Origin of the sequence: Paraburkholderia phymatum (genome assembly GCF_040965635.1) — a bacterium.
Classification (GTDB): Bacteria; Pseudomonadota; Gammaproteobacteria; order Burkholderiales; family Burkholderiaceae; genus Paraburkholderia; species Paraburkholderia phymatum_B.
Genome location: NZ_JBFRCH010000035.1, coordinates 24372 through 50357, shown reverse-complemented (window position 1 = coordinate 50357; position 25986 = coordinate 24372). Strand labels below are relative to the sequence as shown.

General features: G+C 61.4%; 22 protein-coding genes and 1 pseudogene. 15 read left to right on the top strand and 8 right to left on the bottom strand.

Annotated features, from left to right (window positions below):
• Positions 1-1305 (top strand): cytochrome c, encoded by a 1305-nt coding sequence (locus tag AB4Y32_RS33575; RefSeq protein WP_368725457.1) that lies wholly within the window; start codon positions 1-3, stop codon positions 1303-1305.
• Between the two features lie 19 nt (positions 1306-1324).
• Here AB4Y32_RS33575 and AB4Y32_RS33570 read toward each other — a convergent pair whose 3' ends face one another.
• On the bottom strand, positions 1325-1921 hold the full coding sequence (locus tag AB4Y32_RS33570) for a hemerythrin domain-containing protein (RefSeq protein WP_368725438.1): 597 nt from the start codon (positions 1919-1921) through the stop codon (positions 1325-1327).
• A 169-nt stretch (positions 1922-2090) separates the two neighbouring features.
• Here AB4Y32_RS33570 and AB4Y32_RS33565 point away from each other — a divergent pair, with 169 nt between their 5' ends.
• The 4 genes from AB4Y32_RS33565 to AB4Y32_RS33550 all read left to right on the top strand — a co-directional run bounded on the left by AB4Y32_RS33565 (position 2091) and on the right by AB4Y32_RS33550 (position 7816).
• The gene (locus AB4Y32_RS33565; RefSeq protein WP_368725437.1) at positions 2091-4394 is read left to right on the top strand and encodes an FdhF/YdeP family oxidoreductase; all 2304 of its coding nucleotides are present in this window, start codon (positions 2091-2093) and stop codon (positions 4392-4394) included.
• A 1219-nt stretch (positions 4395-5613) separates the two neighbouring features.
• Positions 5614-6129 (top strand): TIGR01841 family phasin, encoded by a 516-nt coding sequence (gene phaP, locus AB4Y32_RS33560; protein ID WP_368725436.1) that lies wholly within the window; start codon positions 5614-5616, stop codon positions 6127-6129.
• A gap of 360 nt (positions 6130-6489) precedes the next feature.
• Positions 6490-6957 carry a PRC-barrel domain-containing protein gene (locus AB4Y32_RS33555; protein ID WP_368725435.1) on the top strand — a complete coding sequence of 156 codons (468 nt, stop codon included), beginning with the start codon at positions 6490-6492 and terminating at the stop codon, positions 6955-6957.
• 469 nt (positions 6958-7426) lie between these two features.
• Positions 7427-7816, top strand: coding sequence for a PleD family two-component system response regulator (locus AB4Y32_RS33550; RefSeq protein ID WP_368725434.1), 390 nt, complete (start codon positions 7427-7429; stop codon positions 7814-7816).
• 585 nt (positions 7817-8401) lie between these two features.
• Here AB4Y32_RS33550 and AB4Y32_RS33545 read toward each other — a convergent pair.
• Positions 8402-8584 carry a hypothetical protein gene (locus AB4Y32_RS33545; RefSeq protein WP_368725433.1) on the bottom strand — a complete coding sequence of 61 codons (183 nt, stop codon included), beginning with the start codon at positions 8582-8584 and terminating at the stop codon, positions 8402-8404.
• A 484-nt stretch (positions 8585-9068) separates the two neighbouring features.
• Between AB4Y32_RS33545 and AB4Y32_RS33540 the strand changes: the two genes are divergently transcribed.
• The 3 genes from AB4Y32_RS33540 to AB4Y32_RS33530 all read left to right on the top strand — a co-directional run bounded on the left by AB4Y32_RS33540 (position 9069) and on the right by AB4Y32_RS33530 (position 12516).
• Entirely contained in the window at positions 9069-9692 is a 624-nt protein-coding gene (locus AB4Y32_RS33540) for a carbonic anhydrase (RefSeq protein ID WP_368725432.1), read from the top strand.
• Positions 9693-9786: 94 nt separating this feature from the next.
• Positions 9787-11346, top strand: a complete 1560-nt coding sequence (locus AB4Y32_RS33535; protein WP_368725431.1) for a SulP family inorganic anion transporter — start codon at positions 9787-9789, stop codon at positions 11344-11346.
• Positions 11347-11571: 225 nt separating this feature from the next.
• On the top strand, positions 11572-12516 hold the full coding sequence (locus tag AB4Y32_RS33530; protein WP_368725456.1) for an IS5 family transposase: 945 nt from the start codon (positions 11572-11574) through the stop codon (positions 12514-12516).
• Positions 12517-12881: 365 nt separating this feature from the next.
• Here the strand turns inward: AB4Y32_RS33530 and AB4Y32_RS33525 are convergent, their stop codons facing one another.
• Complete coding sequence (locus AB4Y32_RS33525) at positions 12882-13796, bottom strand: LysR substrate-binding domain-containing protein (RefSeq protein WP_368725430.1); 915 nt, start codon at positions 13794-13796, stop codon at positions 12882-12884.
• Between the two features lie 117 nt (positions 13797-13913).
• Here AB4Y32_RS33525 and AB4Y32_RS33520 point away from each other — a divergent pair, with 117 nt between their 5' ends.
• The 3 genes from AB4Y32_RS33520 to AB4Y32_RS33510 all read left to right on the top strand — a co-directional run bounded on the left by AB4Y32_RS33520 (position 13914) and on the right by AB4Y32_RS33510 (position 16718).
• Entirely contained in the window at positions 13914-14996 is a 1083-nt protein-coding gene (locus tag AB4Y32_RS33520; protein ID WP_368725429.1) for a tartrate dehydrogenase, read from the top strand.
• Between the two features lie 172 nt (positions 14997-15168).
• Positions 15169-16479, top strand: a complete 1311-nt coding sequence (locus AB4Y32_RS33515) for an MFS transporter (RefSeq protein WP_368725428.1) — start codon at positions 15169-15171, stop codon at positions 16477-16479.
• Between the two features lie 44 nt (positions 16480-16523).
• A complete protein-coding gene (locus AB4Y32_RS33510) occupies positions 16524-16718 on the top strand; it encodes a hypothetical protein (protein WP_368725427.1) in 195 nt (64 codons plus the stop codon).
• A gap of 298 nt (positions 16719-17016) precedes the next feature.
• Here the strand turns inward: AB4Y32_RS33510 and AB4Y32_RS33505 are convergent, their stop codons facing one another.
• Together AB4Y32_RS33505 and AB4Y32_RS33500 are read right to left on the bottom strand one after the other, a co-directional pair.
• Positions 17017-17394 carry a hypothetical protein gene (locus tag AB4Y32_RS33505; RefSeq protein ID WP_368725426.1) on the bottom strand — a complete coding sequence of 126 codons (378 nt, stop codon included), beginning with the start codon at positions 17392-17394 and terminating at the stop codon, positions 17017-17019.
• Between the two features lie 351 nt (positions 17395-17745).
• Positions 17746-18354, bottom strand: a pseudogene (locus AB4Y32_RS33500) (DUF2242 domain-containing protein); the annotation flags it as partial.
• 1698 nt (positions 18355-20052) lie between these two features.
• Here AB4Y32_RS33500 and AB4Y32_RS33495 point away from each other — a divergent pair.
• Complete coding sequence (locus AB4Y32_RS33495) at positions 20053-20247, top strand: hypothetical protein (RefSeq protein WP_368725425.1); 195 nt, start codon at positions 20053-20055, stop codon at positions 20245-20247.
• 319 nt (positions 20248-20566) lie between these two features.
• Here AB4Y32_RS33495 and AB4Y32_RS33490 read toward each other — a convergent pair whose 3' ends face one another.
• From AB4Y32_RS33490 to AB4Y32_RS33480, 3 genes are all read right to left on the bottom strand, one after another.
• The gene (locus AB4Y32_RS33490; RefSeq protein WP_368725424.1) at positions 20567-20830 is read right to left on the bottom strand and encodes a hypothetical protein; all 264 of its coding nucleotides are present in this window, start codon (positions 20828-20830) and stop codon (positions 20567-20569) included.
• Between the two features lie 691 nt (positions 20831-21521).
• On the bottom strand, positions 21522-21788 hold the full coding sequence (locus AB4Y32_RS33485; RefSeq protein ID WP_368725423.1) for a hypothetical protein: 267 nt from the start codon (positions 21786-21788) through the stop codon (positions 21522-21524).
• A 510-nt stretch (positions 21789-22298) separates the two neighbouring features.
• Positions 22299-23519: an RtcB family protein gene (locus AB4Y32_RS33480; RefSeq protein ID WP_368725422.1), complete on the bottom strand. Its 1221-nt coding sequence runs from the start codon at positions 23517-23519 to the stop codon at positions 22299-22301.
• A 60-nt stretch (positions 23520-23579) separates the two neighbouring features.
• On the opposite strand from AB4Y32_RS33480, the gene AB4Y32_RS33475 reads away from it, so the two are divergent.
• From AB4Y32_RS33475 to AB4Y32_RS33465, 3 genes are all read left to right on the top strand, one after another.
• Positions 23580-23894: a hypothetical protein gene (locus AB4Y32_RS33475; RefSeq protein ID WP_368725421.1), complete on the top strand. Its 315-nt coding sequence runs from the start codon at positions 23580-23582 to the stop codon at positions 23892-23894.
• A 659-nt stretch (positions 23895-24553) separates the two neighbouring features.
• Positions 24554-25594 (top strand): LysR family transcriptional regulator, encoded by a 1041-nt coding sequence (locus tag AB4Y32_RS33470; protein WP_368725420.1) that lies wholly within the window; start codon positions 24554-24556, stop codon positions 25592-25594.
• Positions 25591-25914 carry a DUF4148 domain-containing protein gene (locus AB4Y32_RS33465; protein WP_368725419.1) on the top strand — a complete coding sequence of 108 codons (324 nt, stop codon included), beginning with the start codon at positions 25591-25593 and terminating at the stop codon, positions 25912-25914. The genes AB4Y32_RS33470 and AB4Y32_RS33465 overlap by 4 nt, the downstream gene beginning before the upstream one ends.
• Positions 25915-25986 lie beyond the last annotated feature (72 nt).

Sequence of the window (25986 nt, the reverse complement as noted above, 5' to 3'; positions counted from 1 at the left end):
ATGCTCGCGGGCGCTTGCGCCATTTCCCTGACGTATCTCAGCGGCCCGGCGGGTGACGCGGCCACGTCTGCGTCGACTTCGGCTCAAACGTCGTCGTCATCGACCGATCACGAACTCATCGCGCGCGGCGAGTACATCGCGAAGGCCGCCGACTGCGCCGGATGCCACACCGCACCCCAGGGCGCACCCTATGCGGGCGGGCTCGGCATGGGGTCGCCGTTCGGCACGATTACGTCGAGCAACATTACACCGGACGCGCAATACGGTATCGGCCGCTACAGCTACGACGAATTCGCGCGCGCGCTGCGCGAAGGTGTCGCGCGGGGCGGCAAGCACCTGTATCCGGCGATGCCGTATGCGTCGTTTGCAAAGATCACCGACGAGGACATGCGCGCGTTGTATGCGTACATGATGCATGCCGTCGCGCCCATCGCGAAGCCGACACCGCCTTCGGACGTCGCGTTTCCGTTCAATCAGCGTTGGGCGCTGCGTTTCTGGCAGATGGCGTTCACGCCGCGCGGCGTCTATCGGCCACGCGCGGACCGCGATGCGCAGTGGAATCGTGGCGCGTATCTGGTGCAATCACCCGGGCACTGCGGCGCCTGCCATACGCCGCGTGGACCCGGCTACCAGGAGCGTGGCTACGACGAGTCGTCGCGCACCTATCTGACGGGCGGCGTCAACGACCACTGGTTCGCGCCCAATCTGACGGGCGATGCGGGTTCGGGACTCGCTCGCATGAAGCCCGACGAGATCGCCGCGTTTCTGAAGACGGGGCATGCGGCGGGCGTCGTCGCGTATGGCAGCATGGTCGAACAGATCGAGGACAGTACGCAGTATCTGAGCGACGACGACCTTCAGGCGATCGCCCGCTACCTGAAGTCGTTGCCCGCGCAGCAAGCGTCGGGCACCTATACGCCGCGCGCCGATCCCGCGCGCTCGCAGGCCAACGGCAGCCGCGTGCCCGACAGCCTGTCGGTCGGCTTCAACGTCTATCGCTCGTTCTGCGCGCGTTGTCATCGCGACGACGGCGCGGGCATTCACGGCGCGTTTCCCGCGCTGGCGGGCAATCCGTCCGTGCTGGCCGAAGACACGACATCGCTGATCCGTCTGTTGATCGAAGGCGGCAATAGCCCGTCGACGCTCACAGGTCCGCCGCGCCAGGCGATGCCCGCCTTCGTCGGCACGCTGGCCGATGTGCAGATCGCCCAGGTGCTGACGTACGTGCGCAGCGCATGGGGCAACAACGCCCAGCCGATTACCGCGAACGACGTCAGCTCGTTGCGCGAAATACTCCACAGGTGAACCGGCCTCAGGGAACGTCTCACGTCTGCTGCCGGCGCGCGATACCGCGCATCAACCTGAACATGCCGCAAGCCAGCACCGCGGCGGTCACCGCCGTCGCAACTGGAAACGTGCCTGCGGTAGTGACGGCAATCTCCAGCGGTTTTTCGCGCAGTAACGCCATGCGCCGGCGTGTTATTTCGGCGCCCAGCGCACGCAACTCGTGCTTGAGTGAGCGTTCGGCGATCGGCAGCAGCGCGGCTTCCTCGTCCGCGACGTGATGCAGCGTCTCGCGCATCAACTGCATGAAGAGGCCATCGTAAGCTGCGTTTTCCGGACCCATGCTGCGCAGCTTGCCGATGATCTCGCGCATCGCGTCGTGTCCGGCATGGCTCTGCTTGAGGACATTGTTATCGGGTGCAACGCGCGCGAGTGCCGGATAGAAAACCTCTTCCTCCAGTTGCGCGTGTATTTCCAGCGCAGTGCACACGTTGTTGACGACCGCGCGCTTGCGCCACCATGCGCTGTTAATTCGATAGCGATGAAATGCAGCGACGACATGACTATGGTCGAGACGGATCAACGTGGTGATGGCGGGCGACAGATTGCCGTTCAGATTGCCGTTCGTGCTGGACATGGATAGAACCTCGGACGATTTGCATGTGGGTTTGCACCTGATTGCCTCAAGCATCCGACGTTCCACCGCATTGCGCGCAAGTCGGCAGCAACGGTCAAGCGGTTCTCCCCGGCAGGGAATGAGGCTTGCTGAAGTGTCACAACGTGATGGAGTTTGAGGGGAGCAGCGAATGAGCGATGAGACGAAGCGCCGGGACCACCCGTGGTCGTCCGGCGGATGGGGATCGGTAAAAGCCGTGACGCGCATCCTTCTGCAGGAGAAGGTTGCGCTGAAGGACAGCAAGATCCTGTTGCATCAGAACAAGCCCGATGGATATATGTGCGTCAGCTGTTCATGGGCGAAACCCGCGCAGCCTCACCCGTTCGAGTTCTGCGAGAGCGGCGCGAAGGCCACCGCGTGGGACACCACGGCCAAACGCGTGACCGCGGACTTCTTCCGGGTTTATACGGTTCGCGAACTGCTCGCATGGCATGATCACGATCTCGAGGAAGCAGGGCGCCTCACCGAGCCGCTACGCTATGACGCCGCAACGGACCGTTACGTACCCGTCGCCTGGCAGGACGCGTTCGATGAAATCGGCCGCGAACTGCAGGCCCTCGAACCGAACCAGACGGTCTTCTACACATCGGGACGTGCATCGCTCGAATCCGCGTATATGCTGCAACTGTTCGCGCGCCTGTATGGCACGAACAACCTGCCCGACAGTTCAAACATGTGTCACGAAAGCACGAGCGTCGGTCTCAAGGCAGCGATCGGCGTCGGCGTCGGCACGATCACGCTCGACGACTTCGAGAAAACGGACCTGATGTTCTTCTTCGGGCAGAACGTCGGCACGAACAGCCCGCGCATGCTCCACCCGTTGCAGGATGCACGCAAGCGCGGTGTTCCCATCATCACGTTCAACCCGCTGAGAGAACCGGGGTTGATCGGCTTCAGGAATCCGCAATCGCCTGTCCAGATGCTCACGCCCGGCGATACGCAGATCAGCACGCAGTATCATCAACTGAAGACGGGGGGCGATACGGCGGCCATCCTCGGCATCTGCAAGGCTGTCATCGCCGCCGACGATGCAGCGTTTGCGGACGGCGCGCCGCGCGTGATCGACGTCGCGTTCGTCGAAGAACACACGACAGGCTACGACGAGTTCGCCCGCTTCGTGCGCGAGCTGGACTGGGCGGATATCGAGCAGGTCAGCGGCCTGAAGCGCGAGGCGCTCGAAGCGGCCGCCGCCGAATATGCCAGGGCCCACGCGGTGATCGCCCACTACGGCATGGGCATGACGCAGCATCGGATGGGCGTGCAGAACGTGCGCATGCTGTGCAATCTGCTGCTGCTGCGCGGCAATATCGGCAAGCCCGGCGCGGGCCCTTCGCCCGTGCGCGGCCACTCGAACGTGCAAGGCCAGCGCACCGTGGGCATTACCGAAAAGCCCGAGCTCGCGCCACTCGACAAGCTCGCCGGTCAATTCTCTTTCGAACCGCCGCGCGACAAGGGCATGAATATCGTCGAAGCCTGCGAGGCGATGATCAAGGGCGTTGTGAAGGCCGTGGTCAATCTGGGCGGTAATCTCGTGCGCTCGGTGCCCGACCGCGGACAGACGGAGCCCGCCTGGTCGCGGCTGCGCCTTACAGTGAACATCGCGACGAAACTCAATCGTAGTCACCTCGTGCACGGCCAGGTATCGTATATCTTGCCGTGCCTGAGCCGGATCGAGATCGATCGTCAGGCTGGCGGGGTGCAGGCGGTGTCGATGGAGGACAGCACGGGCTGCATGCATGGGTCGCGTGGCGTCGCGGAGCCGGCCAGCCCGCATATCCGCTCCGAGCCGTTCATCCTGGCGGGCCTCGCGAAGGCGGCCTTAAAAGACCATTCAACCATCGATTGGGACGCGTGGCGGGACGACTACAGCCGCGTTCGTCAGGCGATCGCGCAGACTTACCCGGAGATCTTTCACGATTTCGACGCCCGCATGTGGACGCCCGGCGGCTTCCCGCGACCGTTGCCGGCGCGGGAACGCAAGTGGCAGACAAAGAGCGGCAAGGCCGAATTCCTGGTGCCCGACGAGCTAGGCGAAGATCCCGACATGCCCGAGCGCGAACCGGGCGCGCTGCGTCTGATGACGTTGCGTAGCGACAGCCAGTTCAACACGACCATCTACAATCATGACGACCGTTTTCGCGGTATCAAAGGAACGCGCATGGTGTTGCTGCTCAATCGCGCCGACATGGCGATGCGCGGGCTGCATCAAGGGGATCGCGTGACGCTCGAAACGATCTCGGACGATGGGATCGAACGCAGGGTCGCGGGCTTTGCCGTCGTGCCTTACGACATCCCGCCGGGCTGCGCCGCGGGCTACTATCCGGAATGCAACCCGCTGCTTCCTTTGTGGCATTACGCGAAGGAGAGCAAGGTGCCGGGGGCAAAATCGATTCCGGTGCGTGTCGTCGCAGTCGACAGAATGAATCCGCTTTGAGCAGGCCAAGGCAGGCCACGCTGTATCTCGATCGAATCGCGAAGTGCACGTGGCGGCTCAGCCTTCGCTTCAAGGATTCGGCAATGCATAGGCGATCACACAGTTGCTGAGCTCGTACCGAATGAACCGTGGCCCGCCCGCCGCAATCACCCTATACTGCCTTCGGCCTCCATCTCGTCGCCAGCTTCGCGTTCGATAGGCTCGTGCATTATTGCGCCCCTTTCGCCGGCGGCAGGCGCGGGCGCTCTGGTTCTATGCACAGTGCGCAGCAACCGCCGTGCCGCGGCGGTTCGTCCACCATACCGATCCGTTGTCCGTACGTCCGCGACAGAAGGATGCGGATGTGCCGCGCGGTTCACCCGCAACGCGATCACGTCGAGAACGAGTGGTCCAAAACGAAGGCAAGAAGAAAACAACTATCGGCGAGCGCAACAGGCTCGGCATCTGGATGCCTGTAAGTAGCCGATCGCGGGCCTTCAGACAGGACCGCGCAGAACCCGCGCGCCAACGCGCGTAAGTAGCCGTCAACTGCATGCCGCGACCTCGCCCAGCTTGTGAACGGCGACGCAGTACGGATGGACATGACGCGCTGGGTAGTCGAAGTACTCGTCACGACATACGCGTCTCGTTTCAACAAGACAGCGCCGGTTACTGACATCGTCCGACGCCGTACCTGACTGTTTTGCATGACGTCGGGCTACGCTGCGCTCCCGCTTTTAACGCGAGGCTCGGGCGGGGTTGACGTGGTGGTGCAGCCTTCTGACATGAGCGTATTCGCGTTTACGTCTGAATGCAGAAGTACCGGATGGCTGGTTTGTGCGACAAGGCGCACAAGAGGAGGGGCTCTCGCAGTTCATTTGCCTGCCGAACGAGCGACATTCGTGTGTTGCTCGTGGAACGGACCTCTTTACACGAGGGGCGCGAAGGGATGCGCCTGTTTCTGAGCCGGACACGATCGGAAGACTATTGTGAACGAACGCGTGTCTTGCCCGGCGTCGATGCGCCCTTGTGGCGCCATCGCCTTGGCCCGCCTGTCCATCAGCTATCAGCTATCGCGTTCGTCGCCTTGACTGCCCTGAGCCTGTAATGCAGCCCAACGGCACGCGCCGATGTGTCATTGAGCCGGAGCGAACCGGGAATGGTGATTGCGCGGCAGCCTGCTCATATTGCGAGGTGTGTGTCGCGTGGGATGTTCCATTAATTCATTGAGGAATCGATCATGGCAACCGAACGACTTATCGCTATTCCGGATACCGGATTCAAGGCAACGGCTGAGCGTGCCGCGTCGGCTCGACGAGAAGACGCGGACGCAGTGGTCAACGTGTGTGTTGGCACCGCGGAGCGGCTCTTCGAACTCAACCGCAAGGCGATCCAGACGTCAATCGAGGAACAGCGTGCTGTTTCCCTCAAGGCGGCGGAAGAAGTCTCGCCTCTAGGTGCGTGGCGGCTCCACGCGAGCTACGTTCTGGCAGGGACAGCGAAGGTCGTCGCCTACTGGCGCCACGCCAGCGAGATCATCCTGGATGGATATGCCGACGCGGTTAGCGAAGCAGAGAATCGTCTGAATCGAGGCTTCCTGACAATAACGGGTGCGCTGGATGACGTAACGGCTGGCGTCGGTTCCTCAATGTTGACGGGCGATCCGGCGCTTGCTACCGCCAGCATGAAAGAAACAGCAGCGATGACTGAACGCGAGGCCGAGGGAAAACCGTCCGCCGGATTGAAGCAGGACTAAATGCGGGGGGCTGGCGGCGAGCACGGCTTTCAGTCCGGGAGATCCATACCCGCGATAGGCAGGCTGACCGTCGTTCGTACGTGGGAACTCGCCGATAACGGTCACTTGGCCTTATACAGCTGCCCTATTTACCGGAGGTCGAAATGGGACGTTACCGGGGAACAGATTCGAACGCTCGCCTTCTGTCAGTGGGAGAAGGTGTTTTCTCACGCCCACCAAATAGCCGCTTTCGGCGTTCGTTCACTCGCGCCGGGCTGGCGTGCTTCGTCATGCGCGAACAGGTTGTGGACCGGGTAATGCACCGCGACGCTGGAATGGCGGATGCGGGTAAGTTGGCTCAACCTCCAGGAGGAGACAGTCATGAGCAAACCACTTGACCCGACAGGCAATATGTCCGGCGCCGATATCGTCGGTGGCGGACGTGGGGAAGGACCTGGACCGTATGTGATGGCGGCCGCGACGCTCGATGGCGACAAGGTCGTCACGTCAGACGGCCAGGACGTCGGCAAAATCTCGGACATCATGCTCGACGTGCGCAGCGGACGCGTAGCGTACGCCGTCCTTTCCGAGGGCGGCTTCCTCGGGATGGGTACGACGTTGCATGCGATTCCGTGGAACGCATTGACGCTCGATACGGACGAGAAATGCTTCCGCGTCGACATCACCGCGCGGCAGCTCAAGGATGACCCCGGCTTCGATCCTGACCACTGGCCGTCAATGGCTGACGCGGCCTGGGGAACGCAACTGCACCAGTACTACAACCGGCAGCCATACTGGACCACGACGCGAGATGTCGTCGAAGGGCGCGATAGCGCCGCCGACGTCTGATTGACGGGTCGCGTGCGTCGCCCCGGCCGATACCGGTCCGGGGCGTCCATTCAAGGGAGACAGCCATGAAAATTCGACGGACAGCCGCATTGTGTTCTGCAATCCTCATTGCGCTCACGGGAGCGACGTTCGCTCAAGGCGGCGGAACTTCAGGAGGAGGTGGCGGCAACAGCAATGGTGGCGCTGCCGGTCAGGGCGGCACGGGGATGAGCACCCCGAGCGCCAGCGGGCCTACGGGCACGACTTCGACCTCGAAGGGTTCGAATACCATGAAGGCACCATCCGGGACGTCGAAGAACTACAAGCCCCACGCAAAGGGCGCTTCCGATACCGCCGCTTCTTCAGCCCAGTAGCGACGTTTTGTGCATCGCCTTGCCTTTCGGGGCAAGGCGGTGACGTTGCACGGACGCTGGCATTCGCCTGCGGGTGTGGCTGCCGATGGCATTGGTCACTGCATCTGCACACCAGCATGTCTACTGTGCTTCTGGTCGACGATGACGTCGAAAATCTTTGGGCTCTCCAGCTGGCGCTGGAATCGTGCGGGCATCACGTCGTGCTTGCGGAAAGCGGATGCGACGCATTGCAAAAGCTGCAGCGTCAGCTTCCGCAGCTCATCATCACCGACTGGCAGATGCCCGGGATGGACGGCGTCGAGCTTTGCCGTCGCGTGCGGTGTCAGCCGTCGCTTGCGGATCTTCCGATTATCCTGCTGTCAGCCACGCCCGATCCGGGAGGCTATCCGCGATGCTGGACGGCGTTCTTTCAGAAGCCGGCTAACGTGGCGGCTCTTCTGGATTCAGTGAACATTTTTATTGCGGAGCGCCTGGCAGAGGCGTCCAGAAACCCTGCTGTGGGGTGACCCAGCCCCGCGCGCTTGCAGCCAGTCGATTCGCGATGTTGGCCATAGCGATGCGTCGCGATCGGCTTCATCCTTTACGCAGTTCACCACCACTTCGTCGCGCGCAAGCCCGCGAGCGAATTCGGATAGCCACATATTGCCTGCTGTTGCCGTGGTTCGGCGGAATGTTGCTGCTGTCCGTGACATATCCTCTATAAGGATTTCCGCCGATGATTCAGGCCTTTTACCCGTCAATGGCGAAAACGGGATTCTGACGTCTTCTGTCATGCTAAGTATTTTTAATTTTTTAGCGTATCTATGCGCCCGGAAAGCGGTGACCGCGATAAGAGCAATTTCGCCTTCTTTACCCGTTCATCTTGCTTGAGAGCGCACGCAATGATGCCCGAAGCGTTGATCGCAGGTCTTCTTGCGAATTAGAGGTCCGTCAGGATGAACCGGTATGGCCGCCAGGGCGGAATCGTTTTTCAGTTCCTCAAGCACCTCATGGCGATTTCGCCGAAGCGGCCGAAGCCCGCGAGCAGGTGACAAAGCTCGCGATGTCTTTTGAGCTTTTCCTGCGTAACAGTTGCGCTTTCGCGCGTTACATCATATCGGCGAAACAGCCGCGGCAGTCACCGTTGTGCAGTCGAAAAGCGCATCGCAAGCCTTGTCGAGAAGCGATTCCGCAGTCCAATTTTCATCTGGTTTGCAACACCCGACAACGCCTTCGTCGGATACGGAGGAAAAGACGCTCATCGTGTCGTTGACCTCCACGACCGTCGCATTCATCGCGGCCGCGGTGACCAACTTCCTGATCTGGTGGAAGGACAGGGGAAGGCGGCGAAAGCAAAGCACGACGCATCGCGCTAGGTCCTCGAACCGGCAAGCTGCGACTCGATGCGGGCGCCGTCAGCTGTGCGACCTCGCGACCTCGTCTGCATGCCGCACACGCAAACTCTGCGACGCCCAACTTTGCGAGGCTTGGACCTGCCAGGGTGCAGTTTCTTACTGGAAGCCGCCGTGAGCGCCACCTGATCGGCACCGTAGTTAAGGAAGTCGCTCCACCAAGGTGCAGCGAATCACGCAAATGACACGAAAGAGCGAAAAGCCGCATGAATGCACGCTTTCCGGGCATCGGATGCAGCCGGCATTAAATTGTTTCTTGTCGATTTTTTTTCGGAACCTTCTGACTGTAAGGTCCTCGTAAACAGCGTCGTGTTTGTCCGCGATGGACAGCCGATCCCGTTCAACAGACCCCGGCAGGAGCCGATTGATGAATCACCCGAAACGCCTGTTGCTATCCAATCTCGCGTGGTCGCAGGAGGTGACGACGCGCGAGCCCGAGTTCTTCACGGAAATGGCGCGCGGTCAACAGCCGCGCATTTTGTGGATCGGCTGTTCCGATAGCCGCGTGCCCGCCGAGCGGATCACAAATGCGCAGCCTGGCGAACTGTTCGTCCATCGCAACATCGCGAACCTCTACACGTCCGACGACGGCAATGCGTCGAGCGTGATCGAATACGCGGTGCATGCGCTGAATGTCGAACACATCATCATCTGCGGACATCACCATTGCGTCGGCGCGCGCGCGGCTCTGTCGCCTCCGTCTGATGCGCTGCCCGCCGTGAACCGCCGCATCGCCGGATTGCGCGAACTGGCTGAACGGCACCGTGAGGAGCTGCATGCGATCACCGATTTCGACGAACGTGTTGATCGCTTCGCGGAGTTGAACGTGATCGAGCAGGTGCGGCTGTTGCGCGAATCGCCGATCGTGCGCCGCGCGCCCCGTGCGCCGCAGGTGCATGGCTGGATCTTCGGGCTGCGAGAAGGGTTGCTCATGCCACTCACCGACATGGAAGAAGCGCAGCAGATGGCCGACATGCGCGACGCAGCGTAACCCGCTTCGAAACAAGCCCCTTTTCACGATCTGACCAACGAGCCGTCGGCGCCCATCGCCGGGCGGCGTGGCTCAACTCGCCCTCGCGAATACCATGCACACACCTTCTGTCTCCCGTCTATCGACTTTGCGTAGCGACGTTTTTGCCGGCATCGTCGTCTTTCTGGTCGCCTTGCCGCTCTGTCTGGGCATTGCCACGGCGTCCGGCGCCACGCCGTTTGCCGGAGTCGTATCGGGCATCATCGGCGGACTCGTCGTCGCGCTCCTGAGCGGCTCGCATCTGAGCGTGAGCGGCCCGGCGGCGGGCCTCGTCGTGATCGTCGTCTCCGCGATCGCATCGCTGGGCAGTTTTTCCGCGTTTCTCGCCGCCGTGCTGATTGCGGGCGCGCTCCAGATCGGCTTCGGCCTGCTGCGCGCGGGGCGGCTCGCGAGCTTCGTGCCCGTCGCCGTCATCAAAGGCATGCTCGCGTCGATCGGCATCATGCTGATCGTCAAGCAGATTCCGCTGGGCGCGGGGCTCATCACGGGCGCGGATGCGCACGTCGCACACGCTGCCACGCTGGCGACGCCGTTCGGCCAGGTGTCGCTGGTCTCGATTGTGCTCGCTGTCGTGTCGGTCGCGACGCTGTTTGCATGGGAGACGCCGCGCGCGAAACGTCTTGCGATCACGCGCATGCTGCCGGGGCCGCTGGCCGTCGTCGCGTTCGGCATCGGTGTGACGCTTGCGCTCAATGTGCTTGCGCCCGCGCTTGCGTTGCGCGCTGAGCATCGTGTGTCGCTGATGTCGCTGGACTCGCTCGACGCATTGGTGGGCGTGATATCGATGCCCGACCTTACGCAACTCGTCGATGCCGACGTGTGGCGCGTCGCGCTGACGCTCGCCGTCGTTGCGAGTCTGGAAACGCTGCTGAGTCTCGAAGCCGTCGAGCAGATCGACCCGAAGCGCCGCCGCGCGTCGCCTGATCGCGAGCTGAAGGCGCAGGGCGTGGGCAATATGGTCGCAGCCGTGCTGGGCGGTTTGCCGTTGACGGCCGTGATCGTGCGCAGCTCGGCGAACGTGCATGCGGGCGCGCAGACGCGCATGTCGGCCGTGATTCACGGCGTATTTCTGCTCGCGAGCGTGTTCGCGCTGACAGCCGTGCTGAACCTGATCCCGCTCGCGTGTCTCGCGGCGATCCTGATTCACACCGGTTATAAGCTCGCGAAGCCGGCGCTGTTCGCGGCAATGGCGCGCGAAGGAATCGACCGTTTTGTGCCGTTCGCGGCGACGATCGCGGGCGTACTCGCGACTGACCTGCTGATCGGCATTGCCATTGGCATCGCAACGAGCGCGCTGCTCGCGATGCGCGCGAACCTGTCGCGCACCTTCACGCTGACGCGTCACGACGACCATTTTCTGCTGTGCCTGCGCAAGGACGCGACGTTCCTGTCGAAGCCGATGCTCACGCATTGTCTCGCGCAGATTCCGGACCGCGCGACCGTGCTGATCGATGCCGAGCGCGCGGATTTCATCGACCGCGACATTCGTGAGACGCTCGACGCGTTCGTAAGCGAGGCGCTGCGACGGCAGATTACGGTCGAACGGCGGCGCTGGCCGGAGGCACCGGCGCAGGAAGGGCGGGCGTTGCTGCTGACGTTGCGCGTGATCGGCTAACGGCGCGAACAGCGCGAGGGAGCGGCGAGGGCGTCAAAATCGTTGCCGGCCCTCGACGTATCATGGGATGGAGACCGCGCCAGAGCGGGGGTCCAGAACCGGCCAATGACAGGAGGGGGTGTCAACAGTTGATGAACGGGTCAACGCCAGGACTTTTGCAGACCTTCCTTAACAGTCCCTACATGTCTTTCTGCCAGCAAATGAAGTGACTTCCCTGTCCCAAGGCTGCGGCGGAAACCTCGAATCGGCATCAACGCGAAGCGCAAGCGCGAATTTCTCGACGAGATGAGACGCGTGGTGCCGTGGTCGAGGCTGATCGAACTGATCGAGCCGCATTACCCGAAAGGTAAGACAGGGCGGCCGCCATTCCCGATCGCGACGATGTTGCAGATCCATTTCATGCAGCAGTGGTTCGGCCTGTCGGGTCCCGCAATGGAAGAAGCACTGTACGACGTACCGCTGTCTCGCGAGTTTGCGGGACTGGACGGCGGCATGACGCGCTTGCCGGACGAAAGCACGATCCTGCCGTTCCGTCACCTGCTTGAAGAACACGGACTGGCGGTACAGATGCTGGCGCTGGTCAATGAGATTCTCAGCGAGAAAGGTCTGATCCTGAAGGCCGGATCGATAGTCGACGCGACACTGATTTCTGCGCCGGGTTCGACAAACAATACGGCGGGTAAGCAGGACCCTGAGATGCAGCAAACGCAGAAAGGCGGAAACTGGTACCTCGGGATGAAGGTCCACATCGGTGTCGACGCGGATTCGGGCCTGGTTCACACGGTCATCGGCACGGCAGCCAACGTTCACGACATTGACGTGGCTGAAGCGCTGTTGCACGGCGAAGAGGCGGACGTATATGCCGATGCCGGATGCCAGGGAATCGAAAAGCGTTGCGAGCGCGGTGTAGTTCGCTGGCACGTCGCAATGAGACCGTGCAAACGAAAGCAACTGAACCAGAACGACCCGCTGGATGCGATATACGACCAGATCGAGCGCCTGAAAGCCGGCATCCGCGCCAAGGTCGAGCATCCATTTTGCGTGCTGAAGCGTCAGTTTGGCTATTTGAAGATCCGATACCGAGGCTTGGTAAAGAACACCTCGCAGATGACGACGCTGTTTGCACTGGGCCATTTATGGATGGCACGAAAGGCTTTGTGCAGGGCATGATGCGTGTGCGAGCTGATATGCGAAGCGCAGTAGACGCGAACCGCCACCTGAATGGAATGGTGGCAAACGCTCCGGCATGTTCCCAGCGCCGGCTAATCACCAGCGAAATGTGTAGGTCTAGCGGTCAAGAAAACGGGTTCTGCAGACCTTCCTTAGCTGCCATCGCGTCCGCCGAGATTCCGTACCGATCGTGCAGTGTGGGCAGCGAGCCTCTATCGAGGAGCTCATCGGGCAGTGTGATGCGCCAGACGAGGGCAGCGAAGTTCACAGCCTCGGGCGACTGGCACGACGGCGCCAATTGCACAGAAGGCGCACCGCTGCACAACTTGCCAACGCCTGCGTTGAACGTTGATGCGGCATCGGCATCACGAAGCCTCCCTCAACGCCCGTGCAATGAAATCGACAAACGTCCGTATTCGCGCCGACATCTGATGCCGCTGCGAATACACCGCGAAGATATCCGCGCTCGGCGTTTCATATGCAGGCATCACCTGAACCAGCCGGCCATCGACCAGATACTCCTTGATATCCCACTCCGCGCGCATCAGAATGCCATGGCCTTCGAGCGCCCACTTCACGGCGATCTCGCCATCATTGGTTGTCAGATTGCCGTTGATGCGCACCGCCTCAGTCTTGCGCGCGGCGCCACGGCCCGTTGTGAGACGCCACACGCCGTACGCTTCATCGCCCTGTCGGATGCCGATGCAGTTATGTCGCACCAGTTCGTGCGGCGTTAGAGGCGCGCCATACTCGGCTATGTATGACGGCGCCGCACACAGCAGCCTTCGATTCGGCGCAAGCCGGCGCGCGATAACACGGCTATCGGGAGGTTCGCCAAAACGGATGCAGACGTCGAACGCATCGTCGGTGAGCGGCGGCGGCGTGACCGACAGCTGCAACTGCACCGCGACCTGCGGATAGCGGCTGACGAAGCGCGAGATGGCAGGCGCAACATGACTGCGCCCGAAACCGAGCGTCGCGTTCACACGAAGCAATCCCTTCGGACTCTTCTTTGCGCTGCTGAGCAGCTCGGAAAGCGCCTCGATCTCATCGAGTATCCGGCGCGCGTGCTCCAGATAGACCTCGCCGTCCGGCGTCAGCATCATCCGGCGCGTCGTTCGGTTGACGAGCGGTACACCCGCGCGCTGTTCCATCTGCGTCAGACGCTTGCTTACGGCTGCGGGCGTCAAGCCGAGCTCGCGCGCTGCTGCGCTCAGGCTGCCGGATGCCGCCAGCGTCGAAAAGAAGCTCAAATCGGTTGGCTGAACGGTCTGCGTCATCGCTCATTTGTGAATTCTGGTTAAAGATGCTTTGAGTCTAGCACCGGTTACTGCACTCCCAGTTCAGTAAAGTCGGCTTCGTTCCCATCATTTCCAGACCATTTGGAGGAGCGAGACATGAAGACCTATCGCATTGCGACGATTCCAGGCGACGGTATCGGCAAGGAAGTCGTCCCGGCAGGCCAGCAAGTGCTGGAAGCGCTCGCGCGCACGAGCAACAGCTTCCGCTTCGAGTTCGAGAACTTCGACTGGGGCGCCGACTACTACCGCCAGCATGGCGTGATGATGCCCGCCGACGGCCTCGATGCGATCCGCAATAAGGACGCGATCCTGTTCGGTTCGGCCGGCGACGCGGACATTCCGGATCACATCACGCTTTGGGGGCTGCGCTTGAAGATCTGCCAAGGTCTTGACCAGTACGCGAACGTGCGCCCGACGCGCATCCTGCCCGGCATCGACGCGCCGCTCAAGCGCTGCAAGCCCGAAGACCTGAACTGGGTGATCGTCCGCGAAAACTCTGAAGGCGAATATTCCGGCGTGGGCGGCCGTGTCCACCAGGGCCATCCGATCGAAGCCGCGACCGATGTGTCGATTCTCACGCGCGCCGGCGTCGAACGCATCATGCGCTTCGCGTTCCGTCTCGCGCAGTCGCGGCCTCGCAAGCTGCTGACCGTCATCACGAAAAGCAACGCGCAGCGTCACGCGATGGTGATGTGGGACGAGGTCGCGCAGCAGGTTTCGAAGGAGTTCCCCGACGTCAAATGGGACAAGGAACTCGTCGATGCGTCGACGGCGCGCATGATCAATCGCCCCGCGTCGCTCGACACCATCGTCGCCACGAACCTTCACGCGGACATCCTGAGCGATCTCGCCGCCGCGCTGGCGGGCAGCCTCGGCATTGCGCCGACGGGCAACATCGATCCGGAACGCCGCTATCCGTCGATGTTCGAGCCGATCCACGGCTCTGCATTCGACATCATGGGCAAGGGCCTCGCGAATCCGATCGGCACGTTCTGGTCGGTCGTGATGCTGCTCGAGCACCTCGGCGAATTCGAGGCCGCCAGGCGCGTGATGAGCGCGATCGAAACCGTGACTGCCGACGCGTCGCTGCATACAGGCGACCTCGGCGGCAAGGCGACGACGGCGCAAGTGACGGCGGCTGTCTGCGCGCTCGTCGAGAAGATGGCCATCGCCGCATAACGTGCAGGCGAGTCCGTTGCCGCGCAACCAGAGACTGCGAGACAACGGACGATGCAAACGGGCGCGTGCCGCATCCAACGACGCGTGCCCGAAGGTTTGCGCACACAACAACAACTGACCTCAAACGGCAGAGAACGCGCAAAGCTCGGCTTAACCTCCAAGGAGGAGACAGATGCAACCGGAACTTGAATCTCGCGTATCACGCAAGCTTATGTGGCGGATTATTCCGTTCGTGATGCTGCTGTACTTCGTCAGCTTCCTCGATCGCGTCAACGTCGGCTTCGCGGCGATGACGATGAACAAGGCAATCGGCCTCTCGCCGACGGCATTCGGCCTCGGCGGCGGGCTGTTTTTCATCGGCTACTTTCTGTTCGAAGTGCCGTCCAATCTCATCTTGCATCGCGTGGGCGCGCGAATCTGGATCGCGCGCGTGATGGTGACGTGGGGCATCGTATCGGCCGCATCGGCGTTCGTCACGGGCCCGACCAGCTTCTATGTGCTGCGCTTCGTGCTGGGCGTCGCGGAAGCGGGTTTCTTTCCCGGCATCATCCTGTATCTCAGCCTATGGTTTCCGGCGAAGCAGCGTGCGGCAGCCGCCGCATGGTTCATGGCGGCCGCGCCGATCTCAACGGCCATCGGTTCACCGCTCTCGGGCGCGATCATGCAACTGCCGCCGATGTTCGGTCTCGCCGACTGGCAACTGCTCTACATCATCGAGGCGCTGCCCGCGATCCTGCTCGGCTTTGTCGTATTGAAATTGATGACCGACACGCCCTCGAAAGCAGAGTGGCTTCGCGCCGACGAGCGCGAATGGCTGATCGCGCGGCTGAAATCGGAAGCTGACGAACGCAAGGGACACGTGGGCCACACGGCGGGGGCACTCAGCGCACTGCGCGATCCGCGCGTGCTGGCCCTTGCGCTGATCTACTTCGGCACATCGGCCGGGCTGTACACATTGGGCCTGTGGGCACCGCTTATCATCAGGCAGTTCGGCTTCAGCCCGTTGCAAACCGGTCTGCTCACGGGCATTCCGAGCGTGCTTGCCGTCGTCGCGATGGTGCTGTGGGCGCGGCACTCGGACAAGACGGATGAGCGTACCTGGCACGTCGTCATCCCTTGCGCGCTCGCATGCATCGGCTTCATGTTCGCCGCTCAGGCGGGTACGGCGCTGCTGATCGTGCTCGCGCTGGTGGTCGTGAATGTCGGTATCAGCGCGGCGAAGGCGCCGCTGTGGGCAATGCCGAGCATGTTCCTGTCGGGCGCGGGCGCTGCCGCAGGGATCGCGATGATCAACTCAATCGGCAATCTTGGAGGCTTTGTCGGTCCGTTCGCGATCGGCTGGCTCAAGAACGCCACGGGCGGCTATGCAGCGGGTCTCTATGTGGTCGGCGCGACACTGGCCGTATCGGCCGCCGTCACCTTGCTGTTGAGCCGCAAGGCCGCACATCAGCCAGTGACGGCATGCATGAAGCGCGATCACTGAACGCATGTCGCTAACGGCTGCGCACACCTGAATCGGTGGCAGAGATGCAGAATTTCCCGATAGCCGTTGAGATCAAGGAGCAACTTCAAAAGTTTGCAGCGAATATAGCTTCCGCTCGCACCGAGCTATCGATTCGCAACCAGCAGATCCTATACGACAAGGTCTTTTTTTGGGGTCTGCTCGAAGACCGTGTTCGCATCATGAGCCCAGCGGAGTGGCTCGACGTTCTGACAGTGTGACCGCGTCGCACGAATGCGATACGTCGGACAAGGCGCTTGGCGCGTACGCCGCCTGTGATGTCGTGGACGCGGGTGCATCATGGTGTCGGGCGTATCCGCTCCTAAGATGAAGATCGGTCCCGGACGCCGCCCATCCGCGGCAATCTGAAAAGTTTTATATCGCGGTACGCGACCGTCAAACGCCTCAATGCGCGAATGAAGAAGTACGGTCGCCGGAGTTTATGATCCGGCGCTTCATCGAAGTTGCGATCGATTAGCGTTGTCGGCCAGCGACTCACGATCTCGCGCACGCGTCTGCTCAACCTCCGTGCATCGCGCTGACCGATCGTCCTTTTTTCAAGGGTGCATCTGTCTTCGCGCCAGCACCATTTGCCTCGTTGCCTGCATCGGCCTTGGCCGTCGAAGGCCCCGCCTTGACAGCCTGCGTCTTCTTGCTCACCTTGTGTGCCTTGGCCTTCGCGTGTGCGGTGGGAATCTTCTTGACGCCGGCTTCACCAGACGCCTTGCCGACCGTCGCCTTGGTTGCGCCGGCTTGTGCTTCCGTGCCGGCCTTCAGGTCAGCCTTGCCAGCCCGCGTCGTCGCCGTCGCAGGGGTCGACGGTGCCGGTGCTGCAGTTTGTGCGAAAGCCGTCGAAACGAGCAAGGCAGAAGCCATAGCAGCGAACATCGTCTTCATGTGATTCTCCATTTTTTGCGCCTGAAAAAGTTCAGCGCTGGTCCTATAGCGCGACATCGACGACATGGGTTGACGCTGAAGAATTTTTCCGTCATCGGTTGCGTGATTCGCACGGATACGCTGACACAACAGAAACGTCGGAGGAGCAGGAGCGTGCAGAACTCGAGAATTGGGCGTCGGTTACATAGGGAAAGCGCAGCGCTACGTGGCGAGCCACCGGCCATCACCTGACTGCATCGGATGGTCAGCGGACAGAATGCGGATCGGGCACGTTCGAGTGCCGCTACGTCAACGCTACTTGGTGCTCGTCGCCTTCTGCGAATCATCACCTGTCTGTACTGCACCAATCGGAGGTACAGCATCGTTCATCGACGGCAGCGCCTCCTTGGGCGTTGCGGCGGCAGCAACGTCGGCCGGTTGCGCGGCGTCGGCCTTCAGGTAATGGTCCACCAGCGCAAAGAAACGCTGATAGAAAACGCCGGCGGGAATCGTCTCACTCGCGACCTTTACCATCGAATCGTCGCTTGAGCCAATCGGCAGTGACAGGGATCCGAACACGCTCAGCCCCACGCTGGCCGAAGTGTTGCTCTTCTTCAGCGCATAGCGATCCTGCACCGCGTTCACGTACGCGGTACTGCTGTTGCTTTTGAGGCCGTCGGTTGTGCATACCACGTGGATTTCGATCACCGCGTGCGAGTCGTTGTTAGGCTGAAAATTTTTCGAGCCATCCACCGAATCGGGCCTTGTCGAACTGGCGATGTACCCCTGACTGAGCAACGCACGCCGCGCAGCTTCGCATGCGGGCTCTGCTTTCGCGGCGAATCTATGCATATAAGGGCTGTCGCTCGCGTCAAACTGTTCTTGCTGGTAGAGCGGCTTTGGTGTCGAGCAAGCAGATAGTGCGCTCACAAGCGCAAGCAGCGTGGAAGCCGCCGAAAAAGTGCGGAACTTGGTGTGCATGACTGATTCGAAGGATTGGCGCGAGCGAAGAGGGTCGGATTAAAAAATTGAGGACATCAAATTGCTCGCACGCAGCACGCGCGATACGCATCCTGCCGCCGACCTGAAAGTGAATGGGCGGCGCCATTATAGTTCCGTTTCCCTACAACAACCTTCAGCGTGAATTTTGAGTCGCGTGCCAGAATGGTCGGCTCGATAAGATGGAAGCAGATGGTTCAGCGATGCGAACGCAGTTCGTCTCCCGAGGGCACTGACTCACCGCGTCCGGAATCTGAAAGCCACTTTCCTGCGACGATCACGTTGTCATATGACAACCAATATTGCGACGTATTAACAAGGGCGTGCTCCCGCCCGGATTGCCGACCACAGGGCGCTGACCGATGCCCGCAATTTGGTGTCGGAATAGTCTCACGTGAGGTCGTACGGCCGCACGCGTGCACACCGATCGGACTGGCTAATGCCAGGTTCTCGCTCTGCGAAGCGTCAATGTCGTCCGACGAATTCGGATTCGCCACCTGGCAGGAAGACGGCACGGACGGCGCGAGTACATCGCAGAAGGCGCGTTGCACGCGCCGTTGACGTATTGACATGTTCGCATTCGGTGGCTCTCGTCCTGGCTCACCCTCGTGTGTGCGCCGGTATTGTCTGACATGAACTCGCCATCTCGGGGTTGACGCTGGTCCCCCGCTGCCCGATATTGGACTCGCGGTTCGATTTGGTCCCGTCGTCGCGATGAACGCAATGTTGCATATCGAATCGAGCGATATCTGTGGCCGTCGCATCGGCCATTTTCAGGTCTGACGTTCGTTTGAGACTTCACATAAGAGGAGATTTTGACGGTGGGTGATCAAACCGCACATGGTCCGATCTTTCCGGCAACCTGCTCGCGCTGTGGCGGCAGGGTATTGGGGACGGTTTCTTTCTGTCCCCACTGCGGCGTGCCTGCGCGGCTTGCGTTCGGCGATCGTGCGCCGGCGAAGAAACCTCGTGTGACGTCGACGCTCGCAGCGGCCGGAGGTGCCAACATTTTGCGTGACCGGCGGCTGTGGCCGTGGCGGTCGACACCCTTTTTCCCGTCGGCAGATACCGATCATAAATATGGCGGCGTGCGCGCCATCGCGCAGCGGTGCCCGTCGTTGGGGCCTAAAAACGGGCGCGGCGCTGATGTTGCCGGCGGTCGTCGTGCTCTTCGGCGGGGCGGTACTTTTGCACCGATCAGTCGATTCCGACACGCGCGATCAGCGGGCGAGATCGAGTATCGTGCAAGGCACCGTGACGTCGGATCACATGAGTCATCATAACCCGGCCTCGACCATCGAACAGGGTTCGACCATCGCCCGAGGCTCGGAGGCGACGGGAGGCTCGATCACTCTGCAAAATCCTGCAACGGAGCAAAGGGCGACAATAGCGACCGCTGTCCCGCCCACGAACGGCGCTTCGTCGGTGACGCCTACTATGACTGCATCTACCGTGGCGTCGCGACCGTCTCAGGCAGAATTCTCTTCTTCGCAGAACGAAGAAGCGCCATCGCAGTACGCGAGGCCAAATGACAGGGGATATGGAGGCAGACAACATAGGCTGATCTCGCTTGCGCTTGCGCGAGCGCACGACGGTCTCGAGAAAAACGACTTGCGTACGGCCCGATCAGGGGTTTATTGGGCGCTTTCTCTGCAGCCGGACAATCGCGATGCAGTCCTGATGAAGATGGAGCTGGTCTCGCGGGAAAGGGCTCGCGATGCGGCATTGAAGGCGGCACGCAGTTGCGGCGGAGAGGAACGGCGGCAGTGCGTTTGGCAAAACGCCGGTAATGCGCTGTCAATCGATTCGAGCAGCGCCGGAGCGAAGGCGCTCGTCGAGCACTCGAACGTAGATTCCGGCAAAACCGGACCGTGAAGCCGCCGGGCTTCACCCCGGTGCAGCCCGATGCTATCAACAAGCAACGATACGCACTGCGCCGCGGCGCGAACCGTCCTGAACCACGTCGTCGTATCCGCTAGCTCTAGCCAACGTTAGTCCGCTGCTCTTGGAAAGGATTGCTGGACGCGCCTGCCCGTTCTCTCCAGCAGACGCTAAAAGGTGGTGTGTGGGCAAGGGCGGGCGTCCAACAATCCTTGAGACAAACAGTCATTTCCCTTGGTTGAGGCTGATGCCGCGAATGTGATGCGGGTCAGAGGAATGTGTACGGTTGACGTAACGCCCTAACGCCGTGATCTCAGTCGTCGAACTCGCCCGCTTCCAGAGCGTCGGCAAAATCCGTGAGCCAGGTGGCGAAGTGATCAGTGTCGTAGATCGCCATCTTGCCGTTGGTGAGCCGCGTTACCGAGATCTTCCGGATCGCGCCTCTCCTGCCGTCCGCCGGATCGTCATCATTGTCGGTGATCTCGAATTCCCGCAGATCGAGTCCCCGGCTCGCAAGCACGGCTTTGACGTCTTCCTGTTCGTCCCACGAAAATTCGGTGAGGTTACGGACTGCCATGCGGTCTCCTCGGCGCGGTGAGCAAAATCATCCTGGCACGGATGGCATCTCGAAACAGAGCCTCTTTCTGCCGCTGCCAGAGTCACTTCCGCGGCGCTGCCACTTTTCCGGCGTCGGGCGCCGCAGCCGTTTGCTGGGGGATTCTGCCATATGTCCTGCCGTTTGTCCCGCCGTGCTTCCTCTGGGCAGCACGAACTGCGCGTCATTATGAGTGAGGACAGGGCCGTCATTTGCAGCTACTGCCGATAATGCGACTGTTCCGTCACCCGTTCACATATGGGCGGGGCGGCATGAGGCAGGCGCGGACTTGGGTCACGTAGGAGGCCATCGACGCGTCGAACAACCTCCTGATTACTTGCATTTGGCCGCTGCGGCAGTTTTCCCGGCGCCAGTGGCCACGTTCCGGACGTGGTGGTCGCCGTAGTGGCAGCGGTTCCTTGCGCCTTCGCCGTCATGTGTCGAAGCCAATCGCTGGCTGCGCGGTGCGGTGGTCGATCTGTTCGCGGACACGGAAACGCAAGCGCGCAAAGCAGGTTCCGCATAGAAGAAATAATAGTTTTGTCGGATTGCCCAATCTGCGTCGGTTGCGGGCGATCGCGCAAACTCAACGCACGTTTGACGGATTCGGGCCCAACTAAGCCGCCGGCGCCGTCGCCCGGCAGCTGCATGTAGTTTTCCTGTGCGAGGTCGCTTATTCAGGCTGCGTACTTGGAGCTGCACCATCCGACACCACATTTCCCTTCGCGTGCATGCATTCCAGGTACGCGAGATCGTATCTTTGCTGCATGTTCAGTTGTGCCCGCGACACGTGGGCATCGCTAGCAGCGCGCGCGTCACCGCCGCGCGCCAGCTGGTCCATCGCATACTGTTTGCACTGCGAATCGTCATGCAGAAAGACGGTGAATGGCTTGTCGCGCCCCGGCTTCACGGCTACCGCTGGCCCGATGGGCTGCGACACGCATCCTGCGGCAACCCCGCAAACCATCACGGCAATCTGGACTCTATAAAGAATACTCACGGCGTCCGTCCCTATCCGAAGCTATCAAGAAGCATCTGTAGCCCTGTACACGCAATCGTGATGGCAGGACCATCACGATTGCAAGTCCCCTGGATGCGATATGCGGTGCGCTGCCAGCCGATATTGACCCGTCACTGTGTGAGGCCCCGTATGTGATGATTTTTCCAAGCCAGCGCCTCGCGTCGATTTATGAAGACGTCAAAGTTGGAACACGGTCGTAGCCGAAAACGGCGTGTGGCCGTTGGCGCCTGGACTTAGCCCCACGCGAGGAGTGGCATGAAAGTCGACGGCAGTTGCAATTGTGGGCAAGTTGCGTTTGGTATTGTGTCCAGGTTGTACTTCGACAATGCGCCGGGGTTGCCCCGGCCAATCACGGGACCTCCTTACCTATGTCTGGCCCGGATTAAGCCCGGTATCGCCGCCTGTTCGGTGTCGTAAAGCAATCAGGGCCTAACCTTTCACACAAACCACCTGCCGCAGCGTATGTACCACCTCGACCAGGCTCCGCTGCGCGGCCATCACCGCGTCGATGTCCTTATAGGCCATCGGAATTTCATCAATGACCCCTGCATCCTTGCGACATTCGACATGCGCCGTTGCGCTGATCTGATCCTGGACCGTGAAGCGCCGTTTGGCCTGCTTCCGGCTCATCGCGCGCCCGGCGCCGTGACTGCATGAGCAGAAGCTCTCTTCATTGCCGAGGCCGCGAACGATGAAGCTCTTCGCGCCCATCGAACCGGGAATGATGCCGAACTCGCCCACTCGCGCCGACAGCGCGCCTTTACGCGTGACGAACATGTCGGCGCCGAAGTGCCGTTCCCTCTGTACGTAATTGTGGTGGCAGTTCACCGCGTGCTCGTCGACGGTGAAGGGTTTCCCGATAATCGAGCGCACCGCGTCGATCACGGCATTCATCATGACCTCACGGTTGCTGCGCGCGTAGTTCTGTGCCCAGCCGACTGCCTCCACGTAGTCATCGAAGTGCCGACTGCCTTCCTTGAGGTACGCGAGATCCTTGTCCGGCAGATTCGCAAGGTGTTGGCGCATGTCGGCCTGGGCGAGTTCGATGAAGAGGGTCCCGATCGCGTTGCCCACGCCGCGCGATCCGCTGTGCAGCATGAACCAGACGCCGTCATCTTCGTCGAGACATACCTCGATGAAGTGATTGCCGGTGCCGAGCGTGCCCACGTGCGCGTGGTTGTTCGTGCGCGCGAGGGAAGGGTACTTGTCGACGATGCGCTGGAAACCGGGCGCCAGCAGCCTCCAGGCGTCGTCGACGGCGGGTGGCGGACGCGACCATGCGCCCGGGCCGCGTCGCCCCGGCGCACCGCCGTGCGGCACGGCACGCTCGATCGCGCCGCGCACGCCGGAAAGCGAATCGGGCAGGTCGGTGGCCGTCAGCGTCGTGCGAACTGCCATCATTCCGCAGCCGATGTCGACGCCCACCGCCGCCGGGATGATCGCGCCTTGTGTCGGAATCACGCTGCCGATCGTCGACCCTTTGCCCACGTGCACGTCCGGCATTGCGGCAACGTGCCTGAACACGAACGGCATGCGGGCCGTGTTGCTCAGTTGCCGGCGAGCCGGTTCCTCAATCACGACGCCCCGTGTCCACATCTTCACGGCCTTGTCGGTTGCCACTTCCATGAGTTGATAGTCGACCAGGCTCATATCTCTGTCCCTTCATCAGCTTCGCTCGGCACGCGTCAGTTTGCTGCGTACGACATTAGCGTGAGCCGGTTTTTCTGTTTCGACAACCTGCACGTCATGAGCGCCTTCATCAAGCCCCGGCCTCCGATTCATCGCAAGCGATCGTGCCATCGGATCAACCATTGGTTGACCGCCGCGCTGAATCACTCCTTCGAGAGTCGTCAGTCGGTGCGTGGTGAGAGTCGCGACGCGAACGCTGCAAATTCGATCTGTATCACCGAGCTTGCGATGCCGCGAACGGGCGCGAGCCTGGCAGTTGAAACGGTAGATTCCGTTGTGCCGGCGAGCGGCCACGTCGACAGCCGCCTGGGGAGCGTTCGACAAGTCTCTCTGTGAGCGTCAGCGCGATGCCGCGTCGCGTGGGGTGGCGAAGGCGGCGCAGCGTGTTGCTGAAAAGAAGTCTGGCTTTGGTGCTGCCGGCGGCGGCCAGTAGCCGGATGCGGGGCAAGCCACCGTGCGCAATGCTCACGACGCAAAGATACATATCGGCGATTCACGGTGGCGGGGCGTTGTCGGAAAAGGCCGGATCGTATCAGAACGGAAGGGCGTTTCGGCTGTCAAGAACGGTCCGCGCGGGCGACGACTGCTGCCCGGATACGATCCGCTTTGGCCGCGCCCACCTCGTCGGTTCAGCTTCGGACCGGGTTCGGCCACATCCGGCCATTCCTGTCGGCGGCGACACGGACATTCGATCGTCAGCTGCGGACAGGTAGCGGACACTGATCGCCTCCGCTCAGACGAGTCACTATGGGCGGAGGGGGACGGAAGTGGCGTTGAGCTATCTGTGATGGCGTGCGCGCTTTGTCATCTCGTTCTTGATCGTGCCCGTTTCGGTTTGGGGCATCTTTCCGCAACGATGCATAGCCCATATGCACCCAATGCACATAGCTTTCACATCGCCGTTTCTGTGAGGTCTGTCGCGTTTGCTTCTAATATCCTTGTTCGGTAGTCCCATTGCGGGATTTTCCATAATCAAAGCGGCAAGGAGAGAGTTCATGTTCGACTGGGAGGATTTACGCCACTTTGTCGCGTTCAGTCAGGAACAATCGCTCGCGAAAGCCGCACGGCATCTGAAGGTCGATCATGCGACCGTCGCGCGCAGGATCGCCTCGCTCGAACAGTCCCTTGAACTGAAGCTGGTTGACCGCCGCCCACGCGCCTATGTGCTGACGGCAGACGGTGAACGCATCGCCGAACGGGGCAGGCGCATGCAGGAAGAGTCGTTTGCCGTGGAGCGGATGTCGGTCGGCGGACAGGAAGTCGTGAGCGGGGAGGTGGTGATCAGCGCGCCGCCGTCGATGTCGAGCAGTGTCATCGCACCTCACTTAGGCAAGCTGCGCGTGCAGCATCCAGCGCTTCGCGTCCGCTTGGTCGCCGATACGCGCAATGTGTCGCTGATAAGAAGGGAAGCAGATATTGCAGTTCGTCTGAGCCGGCCAACCGAGGCCGATCTCGTCGCGCGCAAGATCGGCGTGGTTCCGTTCGCGTTTTACGCCTCGCCGGACTATCTGGCGTCTCATGCGCCTGAAGACTACGAATTCATCGGATATGACGACAGTCTTGACGGATCTGCTCAACAGATCTGGCTGGACACGCAGGCGAAGTCACGTCCCGTCGTTCTGCGCAGCAATAGTCTCGACGTGCAAGCAGCCGCCGCGCGGGCAGGTGTCGGGGTGGCGATCTTGCCCTACTTCCTCGGGGACTGGGACGAGAGCCTGAACATCGTCGAAGGGCCGGGCCAGCCATTGCAGCGCGAGATATGGCTCTCCATTCACAACGATCTGCGGCACGCTCCGGCGATCCGCAGCGTCATGCAGCATTGCAAGCTGCTTTCCTGGCAACGGCTGACACAGGCAGCGCGCCGCACCAGCTTGTGCATTTTCTCCTGGACGGTACGCACATTTCGGGAATTGGCGGATAGAAGGCCGGTGGCAATAATGCATTCACCGATCGACGAACAAGCAAACGGCAAATCGCAGACTAGCCGCTTGATCGTCGGACAGCTTCTCATCTATCCGCCAAGGAGCACGAAATGAAACGCTTTCTGATCCCAGCCGCTATTGTCGGCGCAATCGTGTCGTCGTCTGTGTTCGCCGATCCTGCCGTGCACAGCAAGACCCGCGAAGAAGTTCGGGCCGAACTCGCTCAGGCCCGCGCATCGGGCGTGTTCGACGCGCCCGATGCCACCTATCCCACCGCTCAACTGCGCGCAGCCGCCGCGCTCCAGAACGCCAGCACGAACGCCGGGAATGCTGAAGCCTCTTCCGTGGGCGGCACCGTCACGGGTGGCTCGCAAAGCGGGCGCCGCACCGTGACCGCGCCGGAAGCACGGGACAGCATCTATTTTGGTCAATGACCGCCAATCCGTAACAGCGCCGGCATCTGTCGCAGGTGATGCGGCTGCCGGCTCACGTTAGACAGGCAAGGA

Bases quoted from the DNA above. Each gene is read 5' to 3' on its own strand.
- AB4Y32_RS33535 (WP_368725431.1), top strand. From the start codon at position 9,787: ATGCACACACCTTCTGTCTCCCGTCTATCGACTTTGCGTAGCGACGTT.
- AB4Y32_RS33495 (WP_368725425.1), top strand. From the start codon at position 20,053: ATGAAGATGGAGCTGGTCTCGCGGGAAAGGGCTCGCGATGCGGCATTG.
- AB4Y32_RS33555 (WP_368725435.1), top strand. From the start codon at position 6,490: ATGAGCAAACCACTTGACCCGACAGGCAATATGTCCGGCGCCGATATC.
- AB4Y32_RS33465 (WP_368725419.1), top strand. From the start codon at position 25,591: ATGAAACGCTTTCTGATCCCAGCCGCTATTGTCGGCGCAATCGTGTCG.
- AB4Y32_RS33565 (WP_368725437.1), top strand. From the start codon at position 2,091: ATGAGCGATGAGACGAAGCGCCGGGACCACCCGTGGTCGTCCGGCGGA.
- AB4Y32_RS33540 (WP_368725432.1), top strand. From the start codon at position 9,069: ATGAATCACCCGAAACGCCTGTTGCTATCCAATCTCGCGTGGTCGCAG.
- AB4Y32_RS33570 (WP_368725438.1), bottom strand. From the start codon at position 1,921: ATGTCCAGCACGAACGGCAATCTGAACGGCAATCTGTCGCCCGCCATC.
- AB4Y32_RS33480 (WP_368725422.1), bottom strand. From the start codon at position 23,519: ATGAGCCTGGTCGACTATCAACTCATGGAAGTGGCAACCGACAAGGCC.
- AB4Y32_RS33525 (WP_368725430.1), bottom strand. From the start codon at position 13,796: ATGACGCAGACCGTTCAGCCAACCGATTTGAGCTTCTTTTCGACGCTG.
- AB4Y32_RS33575 (WP_368725457.1), top strand. From the start codon at position 1: ATGCTCGCGGGCGCTTGCGCCATTTCCCTGACGTATCTCAGCGGCCCG.
- AB4Y32_RS33520 (WP_368725429.1), top strand. From the start codon at position 13,914: ATGAAGACCTATCGCATTGCGACGATTCCAGGCGACGGTATCGGCAAG.
- AB4Y32_RS33545 (WP_368725433.1), bottom strand. From the start codon at position 8,584: ATGAATGCGACGGTCGTGGAGGTCAACGACACGATGAGCGTCTTTTCC.
- AB4Y32_RS33505 (WP_368725426.1), bottom strand. From the start codon at position 17,394: ATGAAGACGATGTTCGCTGCTATGGCTTCTGCCTTGCTCGTTTCGACG.
- AB4Y32_RS33515 (WP_368725428.1), top strand. From the start codon at position 15,169: ATGCAACCGGAACTTGAATCTCGCGTATCACGCAAGCTTATGTGGCGG.
- AB4Y32_RS33550 (WP_368725434.1), top strand. From the start codon at position 7,427: ATGTCTACTGTGCTTCTGGTCGACGATGACGTCGAAAATCTTTGGGCT.
- phaP (WP_368725436.1), top strand. From the start codon at position 5,614: ATGGCAACCGAACGACTTATCGCTATTCCGGATACCGGATTCAAGGCA.
- AB4Y32_RS33470 (WP_368725420.1), top strand. From the start codon at position 24,554: ATGTTCGACTGGGAGGATTTACGCCACTTTGTCGCGTTCAGTCAGGAA.
- AB4Y32_RS33490 (WP_368725424.1), bottom strand. From the start codon at position 20,830: ATGGCAGTCCGTAACCTCACCGAATTTTCGTGGGACGAACAGGAAGAC.
- AB4Y32_RS33510 (WP_368725427.1), top strand. From the start codon at position 16,524: ATGCAGAATTTCCCGATAGCCGTTGAGATCAAGGAGCAACTTCAAAAG.